This window comes from Methanosarcina hadiensis, from assembly GCF_046529725.1.
In the GTDB taxonomy this organism is placed as follows: domain Archaea; phylum Halobacteriota; class Methanosarcinia; order Methanosarcinales; family Methanosarcinaceae; genus Methanosarcina; species Methanosarcina hadiensis.
Genome location: NZ_CP136241.1, coordinates 4,136,554 through 4,149,258, shown reverse-complemented (window position 1 = coordinate 4,149,258; position 12,705 = coordinate 4,136,554). Strand labels below are relative to the sequence as shown.

Annotated in this window: 11 protein-coding genes; 6 read left to right on the top strand and 5 right to left on the bottom strand. The window is 40.8% G+C overall.

The genetic code is table 11. The features are described 5' to 3' along the window. Positions 1-33 precede the first annotated feature (33 nt). The 3 genes from RSJ42_RS17840 to RSJ42_RS17830 all read left to right on the top strand — a co-directional run bounded on the left by RSJ42_RS17840 (position 34) and on the right by RSJ42_RS17830 (position 3,336). Positions 34-2,124: a glycosyltransferase gene (locus tag RSJ42_RS17840; RefSeq protein WP_410508566.1), complete on the top strand. Its 2,091-nt coding sequence runs from the start codon at positions 34-36 to the stop codon at positions 2,122-2,124. After that, positions 2,124-2,912 carry a hypothetical protein gene (locus tag RSJ42_RS17835; protein WP_410508565.1) on the top strand — a complete coding sequence of 263 codons (789 nt, stop codon included), beginning with the start codon at positions 2,124-2,126 and terminating at the stop codon, positions 2,910-2,912. Before RSJ42_RS17840 ends, RSJ42_RS17835 begins: the two co-directional genes overlap by 1 nt. 241 nt (positions 2,913-3,153) lie before the next feature. Continuing rightward, a complete protein-coding gene (locus tag RSJ42_RS17830) occupies positions 3,154-3,336 on the top strand; it encodes an indolepyruvate ferredoxin oxidoreductase subunit alpha (protein WP_410508564.1) in 183 nt (60 codons plus the stop codon). 93 nt (positions 3,337-3,429) lie between these two features. Here RSJ42_RS17830 and RSJ42_RS17825 read toward each other — a convergent pair whose 3' ends face one another. The 3 genes from RSJ42_RS17825 to RSJ42_RS17815 form a co-directional block, all read right to left on the bottom strand. Further along, on the bottom strand, positions 3,430-3,906 hold the full coding sequence (locus tag RSJ42_RS17825) for a DNA-deoxyinosine glycosylase (RefSeq protein WP_410508563.1): 477 nt from the start codon (positions 3,904-3,906) through the stop codon (positions 3,430-3,432). A 95-nt stretch (positions 3,907-4,001) separates the two neighbouring features. Beyond that, positions 4,002-4,793: a helix-turn-helix transcriptional regulator gene (locus RSJ42_RS17820; protein WP_410508562.1), complete on the bottom strand. Its 792-nt coding sequence runs from the start codon at positions 4,791-4,793 to the stop codon at positions 4,002-4,004. Between the two features lie 383 nt (positions 4,794-5,176). After that, on the bottom strand, positions 5,177-6,067 hold the full coding sequence (locus tag RSJ42_RS17815; RefSeq protein ID WP_410508561.1) for a helix-turn-helix transcriptional regulator: 891 nt from the start codon (positions 6,065-6,067) through the stop codon (positions 5,177-5,179). A 188-nt stretch (positions 6,068-6,255) separates the two neighbouring features. On the opposite strand from RSJ42_RS17815, the gene RSJ42_RS17810 reads away from it, so the two are divergent. From RSJ42_RS17810 to mtaB, 3 genes are all read left to right on the top strand, one after another. Beyond that, positions 6,256-6,387 (top strand): hypothetical protein, encoded by a 132-nt coding sequence (locus RSJ42_RS17810; RefSeq protein ID WP_410508560.1) that lies wholly within the window; start codon positions 6,256-6,258, stop codon positions 6,385-6,387. A gap of 563 nt (positions 6,388-6,950) precedes the next feature. Then, entirely contained in the window at positions 6,951-7,727 is a 777-nt protein-coding gene (gene mtaC / locus RSJ42_RS17805; RefSeq protein WP_410508559.1) for a methanol--corrinoid protein MtaC, read from the top strand. Between the two features lie 10 nt (positions 7,728-7,737). Next, positions 7,738-9,123 carry a methanol--corrinoid protein co-methyltransferase MtaB gene (gene mtaB, locus RSJ42_RS17800; RefSeq protein WP_410508558.1) on the top strand — a complete coding sequence of 462 codons (1,386 nt, stop codon included), beginning with the start codon at positions 7,738-7,740 and terminating at the stop codon, positions 9,121-9,123. A 210-nt stretch (positions 9,124-9,333) separates the two neighbouring features. Here mtaB and RSJ42_RS17795 read toward each other — a convergent pair whose 3' ends face one another. Then, positions 9,334-10,983: a chitosanase gene (locus RSJ42_RS17795; RefSeq protein ID WP_410508557.1), complete on the bottom strand. Its 1,650-nt coding sequence runs from the start codon at positions 10,981-10,983 to the stop codon at positions 9,334-9,336. A 306-nt stretch (positions 10,984-11,289) separates the two neighbouring features. Beyond that, a complete protein-coding gene (locus tag RSJ42_RS17790) occupies positions 11,290-12,690 on the bottom strand; it encodes a nucleotide sugar dehydrogenase (protein WP_410508556.1) in 1,401 nt (466 codons plus the stop codon). Between the last annotated feature and the right edge of the window lie 15 nt (positions 12,691-12,705).

The window sequence follows — 12,705 nt, the reverse complement described above, 5'->3', positions numbered from 1 at the left end:
GTCAGCTCAGCAAGATGCTTGGTGGGGTTCGAGATGGTTAAAGAACGTATCGGAGATTTTGTAAAATTTCAAAAAACAGAAGTAATAAATCGACAGGAGATTACATTTGGGAGAAAAGGGAAGAGCGAGAAAAAATTTTCTGACTCTCCCGGCAATCATATAAATAAATTGATACCTGTTGCCTCATTACTTCTGGCTGTATTAATCACTCTTTCAATAGGATTATTTCTTTACGAAGGAATCAATCACTTAAACAATGGTACTCCCGGCAGTGTTACTATCCTGGAAGAACCGGAGCTTCTTGATGCACTGAAGAATGCACAGGACAGAGGAGTTCTTCTTGCAATGCATGGATGGGCGCATGAAAATTACGCAACTCTAACGCCATTGCAGATAAAAGAAAATATAGAAAAAGGAAAAGAGGTCTTTGAAAAAGCCGGGATCGTTCCTGTGGCATTCATCCTTCCAGAAGAACCCATTCATGGAACCATAGATGCATCGCTAAAACAGGAAATAGAGAGTAATGGGATCCCAACAGAGTTGCCTGTGCTCGAAACTGATAGAATTTACAGGAACGAATATACATGGAACTGGCGTTCAATGGAAAGTTTAGAAGATACCCGATACCAGGAGGCTTCTGAGCAGATAAGGAAGGAAAATCCGACAACAATTCTGCTCCATGCACAGGACTGGAATCCTTATACGAAGCAGTTTATCACTGATTACTTATCATCGACAAATGAGAGGAATATCACCATCAGAGTAGACGATGTCGAGGTGAATACCAGACCGGAAATAATCTCTGACATGGCCCAGTTGACCCAATACGAATCAGTCGGACAGGTTGCATTTTCAGTAATTCCTGCGGGAGCAGGCAAAGGAGACAACCCTACTATAGGGAACATAAATATAAACAGGATTATGGGGGTATACTTCGGGTTCTTTATCATAACCTCATTGTTGCCACTTTCATTCTTTGTAACATGGAAACTGTTATCGGAGTGGCACAAAAAAAGGAAACAAAACAGGTATTTACTTGAGGATGACCGAGATCCGAAAGATCCGAACACAAAAGGCCCAATGTTAGTCTCCGTTATTGCTCCGGCTTATAACGAAGAGAAATCGATAGGGAAATGCCTTCAATCTATCCTTGACCAGGATTATAAGGGAGAAATGGAGGTGATCGCTGTTAATGACGGCTCCAGCGACCGAACTGCAGAGATTATTTCAAAGTATCCTGTAAAACTTCTCGATCTTAAAGTCAACGGAGGAAAAGCAAACGCTCTTAATGAAGCTATTGAGATTGCAAAAGGAGACATTCTGATCTTTACGGATTCAGATTCGTATATGGCACCGGATGCTGTGAGTTCTCTGGTTAAATGTCTCAATGAGAACAAAGATGCTCAGATGGTGGCAGGAAATGTCTATATCCATGACAATCGCGGAAAAAAGGGATTCATGAAGTACTTCCAGATGATTGAATACCGCACAGAACAGGAGATTACCCGCCATCTTCAGAGTTTATCCGAAAGTATTCTCGTATGCCCTGGCCCTCTTACTGCGGTCAGGCGCAAAGTATGTGACATAGTTAGATTTAGTAGCGAAACCATAGTCGAAGATGCAGACTTTACAATAAAGGCTCTTCAAAACTCCATTAAAATTATTCAAGAACCAAAAGCAATAGTCTACACTAACGCACCTGAGACTCTTAAAGGGTGGTATAAACAGAGGAAGAGATGGTGGTATGGAAATCTCCAGCTATGGAAGCTTCACAAAAAATGGGCAGTGAAGAATCCCTGGATGATATTCAATTATTCAGGGTATATAACAGGGATTTGTTCAATCATCCTGATAATGTCAGTACCATACTTAATCCTTCAGTATGACAATATTCCATTGATACTGATGAGTGGAGTCTTGTGCCTGGCATTCTCCATAATGCTGTACATTTTATACATTGGCCCATTATTTACCACAGACAAAAGATTATTACTAATGCTGATACCTTATGTATTGATCTATGCAACAATAAAAGTAATGGTACTCAGCAGTCTTTTCCTGTGCTACCTGACAGGTAAAGGAGTAAAAGTTAAATTCGGTGCAAAGACCTTTACGGTGAGATAATGAAAAAGGATTACAAAAAATATTTTTTTGCAGGGTCAATACCCTTAATTTTATTTATAATTCTATTTTATTTATACCCGGTTAACGAAGGTCCTCCGCAATCAAAACATTCGGAAGGGGTATGGAATAATTGTAACTTTACAAAGCCTGCTGAGGAGTGGTCTGCGACTGCTAAGAGGTTTGGGGGAAAAAATTCAGTGATTGATCTGGTCGTTGCCCAGTCTCATGAAAATGAGCTTACATATCTGCCATTTCCTTTTGAAAAAAATAAAAATATTTACAGCTATAGTCAGACTGATCAGGTAGAGCCATACCTTAAAAAATTCGATGAAGATGGCCTGAAGGTGATCCTTTCAATTCAGCCTAACAATGCTGATGTAGCAGATTTGATTGACATTATACTTACAAGGTATGGTCACCATGAAAGCATAATAGGCATAAATGTTGATATGGAATGGAAATTAACCGGAAACCCGTGCCATGTCAGCGATGAAGAGCGTAACCTCTGGTTAAACAGGACCCAAAAATATAATCCGAAATTTAAACTGTTTCTGACTTATTTTAAAGATTACACCTACTTCCCTGGTGATGCAGAAGATGTTGTTATCCTGTATGATGGAGAGAGAGCTACTCAGACGGTACTCATGAAAGAATATGAAAAGCTTGCGAGCCACTATACATCAGCAGGAATATATACAGGCTATTCCTCAAGCACCCCGCCAACAGCGTCTTATGATAGTATCATGGCTGCAGCTCCGAATACAAAGTATATCTTACATATAGTCTGACAAAATATTGGATATAATAGATCTCGACTTTGAAACTTAAATACGGATTATAATGCCTTCAGATAATGAATAAAGAATAGATCATCAGAAAATGAAGTGGAAATAAAAGCAAATTTTTATATATAAAAAACGCTCAATAAAAATTGAGTTTGGTGAGTTAACCTTGATCCTGAGCTCTGATTTTGATTCAAAAACAGTCCGAATACGATAAAGAATGCTATTTGAACAAGGAGTGGAAATAATGGTAGTAAAAGTCGATAAAGAAGAATGCACCGGATGCGGGACCTGCGTAGATGAATGTCCTGTAGAAGCAATCATTATTGATGAGGAGGAAGGCTGTGCGGTCGTAGATGAGGATGAATGCGTGGACTGCGGAGCCTGTGAGGAAGCCTGCCCCATAGGAGCCATAAAGAAAGAAGAATAATCCTTTTAACTTGATTCATTGATATTAGCCTGCTTATAAAAGCGCAGTAATTAAATTAAAGGAAAAAGAATGGAACAGCTAAAAAGGCAGCTTTTACCGCTTCAGAGCAGCTTCCCATTCAGATTCCCTCTTTTTTACATTTCGGCGGTTTATTCCGCTTGAAGAGGGCAGGACTTTTGTATCATAGCCCATTGCTCTAAGGACAGGTTCGTATTTTCCTGATGTTCTGCCATTAAAACATACCATCTTCAACCCTGGTGCCATCTTCTTCAATATTGAGAACTGATTTACTTCTTCTTCCCTGATATTCGAATCCTGGCTTCCTTCTCTTTTTCCAGCCTTAAAAACGTCCCATAGCCCTATTCTATGGCTTTTTAGAGTTTCAAGCCTTGTTTCATAGTCCATATCCTGAAGATTCTCTCCTATTGCATTGCCTACCAGCCTCCAGAAATCATTGCCGGGATGCCCGTAATACTGCCGCCTCCTTAAAGACTCATCTCCGGGAAGGGAGCCAAGGATAAGGATTTCAGTATTTTCATCAAGAACGGGAGGAAACCCTCGTTTTATCATGGTAAGAAAGCTGTGTTTTAGAGATACTTTAATTTTTAGGATCGAAAAAAATGAATCAGGATTGAATTCCTGTAATTACTTATTTCTATAATCGTTTAAATCTGTGTGACCTGCTCGGACATATCCCGGTAATAGCAGAAAAGTTCCTTGCCCCATTCGAGGGCACTTTCTTCGAAGCTTACCATCTCATGGTTGTAATATCTTCCGTCTTTCGAGATCATGGACAAAGAAATAAAACGGTCAGTAACAATGCTGGAGGCAAGCTCAATTTTGTCGTCGCAAACAAAGAGGCAGGTATTTTCCATGTTCAGGAACTCTTCTACTCCTTTCCTGTAATCACGGACCAGTTTCCTGTATATTGGTCTTTCAAGAACCAGAGATACTTCAATTCCCTTTTTTGCAAGGTCCAGATAAAGGCCAGGGTATCCGGGACGGAAAAATGAAGAGATTTCCATTACTTTTTTAGACCTGTAAAGTGGGTCCATAATTTCCGGAGGATAATCAAAAATATGGGTCCTTTCGGGTACAAGCTCTTTGCAGGTGCCCAGTTCTCCGATTCGGTCCAGCAGGTGAGAAGGAAGAGTGCGCAAATTCTGCCTTGTCCAGTAATCGTGATTGTCATCAAAGACCTTGAAGGTAGAAAGGAGTGGTTCCATTTTGGGAACTATAAGCTTACCTTTTACTGAGAGGTCATAACTGTCACCCTTCTGAACCAGCAGCCCATCTTTTAGCAGGATGCGGATCTGAGCCATAATAGGGCTGGAACTGACTTCAAGCTCAGTCTTGATTTCTTCAATCGTTTTTGGCCCGTTTTTAAGGAGCAGAAGTAAATTTTTCCTTTTGTCCGAAAAGAAAATAGTATCTATTAGCTGCAGTTCCATACTCATTAAATTCAGCCTCCCTCCGGAAAGGGGTTTTAGATTAAACCGGGTATTGATTTGTGTTATCTCAGGCTGATTAGATTAAAGAGGAGTTATCAATGCAATTCTGGAGAACTCACTGTTATTCTGGGGAACTTATGGTTATTCAGGAGAATACCCGGTTGTTCTGAATGTTTCTACTACTGGAATGATTGCAGTTACTCCGGTAATCTAATTGCTTCGGTTGTTTTGGCTTAAAACTTCCAAGCCTGTATTAAACCTGTTGATACACCAGCACTTCAGGCAGATCAGTATTCCATACAAATCAGCATTTCAGATAAATCAGTATTTCAGATAAATCAGTATTCAACACAGGTCAATATTTCAGGTAGATTAATATTTCAGGCAGATCAATGTTGTAAATGCATCAGTATCTTTGATACATCAGTGTGAAGATTTAATATCTCAGACTCAAAAAAAGATCCGTTTTCAGATGTGCATATGAATCTGTCGATACTTTTCTCACCCTCCACTTTTAAAGCCCTTGATTTGTATAAATCAAAAAGCTCTTTTGCCCAGGAAACAGCCTGAGGTTCAGAGCAGTACATATATTCGTGATAGAACCTTCCCTGGCTGTCAAAGAGCGAGATCATCATCCCAAGGTCAGAGACGATAAGCTCGGCAATTTTCACACCATCCTTACAGACAAAAAGTTCGGTATTCTCCATTGCGGCAAATTTCCTCATTTTCCTTTCATAATTATGCAGGAATTTCTCAAGTACAGACTCCGTAAAAATAAGAGATACTTCTGATTCAAGTCTTGCAAGCTTTGAATAAAGAGGAAGGAATTCAGGCCTGTAAAAAGAAGAAAACACCATGAGATATTGAGAAGAAGAGAAGAAGTTTAAAAGTTCGGTATTCGGTTCGAAAATCTGGCTTGGATCGGTCTTAATGAGGTTACAGTCCCTAATATCCCCTATTCTGTTAAGAAGGTACTGAGGGATTCCGTCCAGATCATGTTCTATCCAGTAGTTGCTTTTTTCAACAAGGATAAGGACATCGACAAGGGATCTGACTTTTTTATACACCTGTTCTCCCATGTCTGTCAATTCATAGCTGCCATTTTTTTGAATAACCAGGTTGCTGTCTGTAAACCGTTTTATCTGGGGTAAGATAGCTGTGGGAGAAACATCGAGGAGAACTTTAATTTCTTCCATTGTTCGGGGCTCTTCTCCCAATAGTAAGAGGAGATCCTTTCTTTTCTGGGAACGAAATACTACATCTATTAACTCAGGTTGCATTCAAACCACTTCTATCTCTGTTTTATAAATATAGGATATCTTTCGGCACTGAAATATCATGCCGCAACGAATGAAAATTTATACCCTTTCAGGTTTTCTACGTCTTAAATAAGAGGAAGATTTTGTGCCATATTTGGAGATAACCGATAAGCAGAGATATATAAAAGAGTTTGGATGAATAATTTAAAATGGAAGTTGAGATAAATAAAGTAACTACTTATGTTAATAAGATAGAAAAAATTAAAGTAAAAACAGCATCAATTGCAGGGATTCTAAAAAAAGATGACGTTATTGGATTTAATATTATTTTCATATGTTGAAATAATAGAGTAAACCAGATCATTGAAATTTTTGACGGGCTTTATCTAAATAATCTCATTGTTCAAAAAAAAAGAGATTGTTCCAGAACGCTGATAGATGAAAAAACATTTAGAGTGTTGTCCAGAATTCGCCTCAAAAATTAAGAGCTCATTTTTCAGAAAATAAACCTCCAAAAAATATGGAGGCAGGAAGCCCCGTATTAACCTCAAAATTTCAGACCCCCTGTTTTACTGTAAAAATCAGGGAAAAATTTCCGTCGGTTATGGTATATGCGATGATCTCCCCTTTTATGATGTAAACGCATGCCGGTATAACTGGCATGAAATACATAAAAAAGGAAAGTTCCGGAGACAGGAGAAAGAAATTCTTTCATCAGTAGTACTGCAGAAGTCTGGAATTTAGCCCTTCAAGATAATAAAATCCAGATATTTCTCAGGATACTATTAAAGAAAGTAAAAGCTTTACAGAGGCAAAACCGGAACCTCCGATGCCCTATAAACCGGAAACTGCAGATCCGGTAGGCAAGGACCTTTTTGATAAATCTAAATGGAGGTTTAGAAATATGTTGGACTTTACAGAGGCAAGTCTAAAAAAGGTATTAACCAGATACAATGTGGCTCTGGAAAAGGCAATGACGCCAGAAGATGCCGCAGAAGAGCTCTATCCTAAGGACGAACTTATTTACCCGATTGCAAAAGCTATCTTCGAAGGAGAAGAAGACGACGTAATCGAGGGTCTCGAAGCAGCAATTAAAGCAGGCAAGGACCCAATCGCCCTCATCGACGATGCTCTCATGGTCGGTATGGGTGTTGTCACAAGACTCTACGATGAAGGTATCATTTTCCTCCCTAACGTTATGATGTCTGCTGACGCCATGCTCAACGGTATCGAATTCTGTAAGGAAAACTCTGAAGCTGCCCCTGTTACCAAGGGAACCGTTGTCTGCCACGTCGCAGAAGGTGACGTTCACGACATCGGCAAGAATATCGTTACCGCTCTCCTCAGGGCAAACGGCTACAATGTTGTTGACCTTGGAAGAGACGTTCCTGTCGACGAAGTTCTCACCGCAGTTGCTGAAAACAACCCGATCCTGGTCACAGGTACTGCACTCATGACCACAACCATGTATGCATTCAAGGAAGTTAACGACAAACTCCTCGAGAAAGGATACAAGATTCCATTCGCATGCGGTGGCGGAGCAGTTAACCAGGACTTCGTATCCCAGTATGCACTCGGTGTATACGGTGAAGAAGCCGCTGACGCCCCCAAGATTGCTGACGCAATCGTTGCAGGCACCAAAGATATCGCAGCATTAAGAGAGAAATTCCACAAGCACTGAGGTGAGTGAAATGGCAGCAAAAAGATTCACTAAGATGGCATACGCAAATGCAGACGAAATGACCTTCGGCGTATCCAAGCACCCTGTAAAGGCAGGCCTTGGCCTCGAGATCGGTGCAGGCTACACAATTCCTGAAGTTAACTACGCCCCCAGACCTGAAGCCGGTGCATCCAAGGAAAAACTCGTAAAGGAATACGAGAGGATCACCACTGACATTATGGCAAGAATGGTCCAGGTTGGTTTCCCAGCAGTTATCCTCGAAACCGAACACGTTCAGCAGATGTCCAACAACCCCTCCTGGGGAGCAGAAGTCGCACACGCCCAGAAGACCATCATGGAAGAATACCACGATGAATACGGCATAAAATGCGCACTCCGCCACACAATCGGTGACATCCGTGAGAACAGGGACTTCCTCCAGCTCAGAGGCGACAAGTACTCCGTCTTCCTCGAAGCATTCGAAGAGTGCGCAAAGGCTGGCGCAGACCTCCTGTCCGTTGAATCAATGGGTGGTAAGGAAGTATTCGACTACGCAGTTCTCAGGAACGACATCGCTGGTATGCTCTATGCAATCGGCTGTCTCGGATCCATCGACATGGAACTCATCTGGTCTGACATCTCCGCAATCGCAAAGAAGACCGGAACTGTTTCTGCTGGTGACACAGACTGTGCCCAGGCAAACACCGCAATGTTCATCGGCGGTGGACTGCTCGACAAGAACCTCGCACACACCCTTGCAATCCTTGCAAGAGCAATCTCTGCCCCAAGGTCCCTCGTCGCATACGAATGCGGTGCAGTTGGCCCGGGTAAAGACTGCGGATACGAGAACGTTATTATTAAAGCCATCACCGGTATGCCAATGACTCAGGAAGGTAAGACCTCCACCTGCGCTCACTCTGATGTAATGGGTAACCTCATTATGCAGTGCTGTGACTGCTGGTCCAACGAGTCCGTTGAATACCACGGTGAATTTGGTGGTACAACAGTTCAGTGCTGGTCCGAGTCCCTTGCATATGACTGCGCCCTTATGAACACAGCTCTTGAAACCAAGAACGACAAAGTTCTCAGAGACCTTCTCATGCTCTCCGACAGGTACAGAGACCCACAGGCATATGTGCTTGCATACGACAACGCATACAAGGTCGGTCAGGCAATCGTCAAAGACGGAGAAAACATCTACCTCAGAGCAAAGAACGCAGCAATCGCATGCTGTGACATCGTCAGCGAAGGTGCAGCAGGCAAGCTCGAGCTTTCCAGGTTCGAAACCAAAGCACTCGCAGACGCAAGGGCATCCCTGGACTCCCTCACAGACGACATGGACAAGTTCATGGACGACTGCCTTACAAAGTACAAGAGCGAAGTTAAAGTCTTCCTTCCAGAGAACTACGGCTTCTAAGCCCTCTGTTCTCTTTTTCTTTTTTTCTTTAACTTTATACTGCACTTTTCTCACTGTTTTAGAAACCATTTCTGGATATGCCCCAGAATTGACAATTTAAGTAAAGCAGAATATCCTTTAAAGAATAGACAAAATATGGAAATTAATAATTAAGGGCGTTGATCAGTCCCATTATCAGAAAAAATAGTAAAGGAAGGTAAGGATATAGTATCAAACCGTAGAAATGTTATTTTTGCAAAACAACCAGTCCATATATGAAAAGTTAATACATTTGAGCTTTTCAGTAAGTGTTGCCGGTTTGGCATTTATTACAGGTGTTATATAAGTAAAGGTTGTTTCAGGTGCAGTTGCATTTAAATTCAAATCTCCAGTAATTACATATGAATCTCCGTACTCTGTAAATATAAAAGGAGTTGTCAAATTCACGTTTCCTTCTTCAAGAAGTGTCTTAAAACCGTCGCTGCGGTCGGTATCTCCCCAGCCCTCTTTCACTATCTGGGCATCCATTTCAGCCATCAGTGCCCGTAGATACGTATTTTCGTCCACCCCGGCACCAGGAGTTCCGCCACACTGAGCGGTTGCACCGGATATAAACAATTCCATATAGTCCTGTCCAAACCTGATATTGGTATTGTACAAAAAAGCCAGGGTTAACTGGTTACTAGCACCAATGCGGTTCCATGCAGCAACAGTAGGATTCCAGTACATCTCCTGTATTAAATGGAGTTGTGCTGTTTGCCAAAGAGGATCATCAATATTATTAACGTCTGTTATAAAATTATCAAGGCCAACCGTGCTGTTACTTGAGCTTTCGTCATTGTATGGATGTGGACCGGCATCTATGGCATCTAATGCAGGAATATACTTGGAAAGTGTATTATTGGGATTAAGTTCGGTATAATACTTAATCAAAATATTCCCGTCCCATGTACCGGTAGTAAAACCAATAGCACCGAACGTTATTCCTCTATTATCATATATATTTTCTGCATAGTTCCATTTTGGAGTAACCTGATTATTCTCACATACAGCCAGCATTTGAACTGATTTATTATAGGCATCAGCTGGATAAGTAAGATCTGTTTCAGGTGTAGTTGCATTTAAATTCAAATCTCCAGTAATTACATACGAGTCCCCGTACTCTGTAAATACAAAAGGAGTTGTCAAATTCACGTTTCCTTCTTCAAGAAGTGTCTTAAAACCGTCGTTGCGGTCAGTATCTCCCCAGCCCTCTTTCACTATCTGGGCATCCATTTCAGCCATCAGTGCCCGTAGATACGTATTTTCGTCCACCCCGGCACCAGGAGTTCCGCCACACTGAGCGGTTGCACCGGATATAAACAATTCCATATAGTCCTGTCCAAACCTGATATTGGTATTGTACAAAAAAGCCAGGGTTAACTGGTTACTAGCACCAATGCGGTTCCATGCAGCAACAGTAGGATTCCAGTACATCTCCTGTATTAAATGGAGTTGTGCTGTTTGCCAAAGAGGATCATCAATATTATTAACGTCTGTTATAAAATTATCAAGGCCAACCGTGCTGTTACTTGAGCTTTCGTCATTGTATGGATGTGGGCCGGCATCTATGGCATCTAATGCAGGAATATACTTGGAAAGTGTATTATTGGGATTAAGTTCGGTATAATACTTAATCAAAATATTCCCGTCCCATGTACCGGTAGTAAAACCAATAGCACCGAACGTTATTCCTCTATTATCATATATATTCTCTGCATAGTTCCATTTTGGAGTAACCTGATTATTCTCACATACAGCCAGCATTTTAACCGATTTATTATAGGCATCATTCGATGTTGCTGTTGTACCTGCATATACAGGTTGTATCAGCGAAATCAATAAAATAGTTAGAAACATTAAGTTGAATCGCATCATTACACATCCATATTTTATATGCAACTATAGGAGCACAATAATTCTTAATAATATATATTAACTATATTAAATAAAAGAGTGGAACTCATGAATGTGAGTTCCATGTTTTTATGATTGTATGCTTTCCCTGCCTGTTTTGTAATAGTCTATCTATTGTGTTTATCGAATATATTCTTACAATCGAGCGAATTCCATAACTTAAAAACTACTTTTTAAAATCTCGATTTTGAGATCTGAGATGATCGATCAGGATACCAAATCGAGAAATGATTATGGAACTCTTATGGATGCCTGAATGGGAATAGGTTTTGGGATAGACTCATCAACGATAATGAGATGCTCCATTGGTGATTTAACTCTCCCCTTACCTATTCCGTAACATGTTATACCATCGTGTTTATCGAATATATTCTTACAATCAATAATGATGGGATACTTCATTAGCGCGACCACGGTTTTTTGGTCTATCTTTCGGAATTCATCGTGGTCGACAAGGAAGATAGCACAGTCAGCGCCTTTTAATGTTTCTTCGATACTGCTCTGACTGAACAGAGTCCCAAAATGGGTGTTAAATGCACTGACATATGGGTCATAGACTGTTACATTTGCACCAAGGTTTTTAAGCGATTCAATAACATACGATGCAGGTGATTCTCTTGCATCATTTATGTTTTTCTTGTATGCCAGGCCAAACACAGCAATATTAGAATTACGTAGCTGTTTACCAACGTTACGCAATGCTTCTCTGGCAGCGTTTATCGTGTATATCTTCATATAGTGATTTATTTCACCCGCTGCTTCAATAAAGCGAGGCATGAAGCCAAGTCTTTTTGCCTGATATGACAGATAGTATGGGTCAAGTGGAATACAATGCCCCCCAATGCCAGGGCCTGGATAGAATGACATAAACCCATATGGTTTAGTTGCAGCAGCTTGAACAATTTCCCATGTATTAATATCCATCATGTCAAAAACTAAAGACATCTCATTTATGAGTGCAATGTTCACACACCTGAAAGTATTCTCTAAAATTTTGACCGCTTCGGCAGTTCTTGCATTAGTAACTGGCACTATATGCTTGAGCACGGCACCATACATCATTGCTGCAATCTCGGTGCATTCGTGATTTATACCACCAACGACTTTAGGGATATCTTCTACTTTGTAATTATTGCCAGGGTCGATTCTTTCTGGTGAATGTGCGACGCCAAAATGTACACCAGCTTTAAGCCCGCTCTCTTCTAAAATAGGCACAAGCACTTCTTCTGTAGTACCTGGATAAGTTGTGCTTTCAAGAACAACGAACTGATCCTTCCTGAGAATCTTGGAAATTGTTATTGTTGCGCTTTCAACGTATCTCAAATCAGGCTCATGATCTCCATTAAGTGGTGTCGGCACACAGATTATGAAGAAATCACACTTGTTTAAGTCGTCTGCATTACCTGTAGGATGAAATGAAGAACCAAGATATGTATTAAGCACATCTGAGGACACGTCTTTTATATGTGATTTGCCACTTTTGAGCATTGTGACAGTATTTTCACTGACATCGTATCCAATTACATTAAACTTTTTAGCAAAAGCCATCGCCAGTGGTAGTCCAACATAACCTAACCCCATAATTCCGACAACAGCAGAATTATCATTTATTTTATGAATTAGTTTATCCATATTAATCCCCCATCC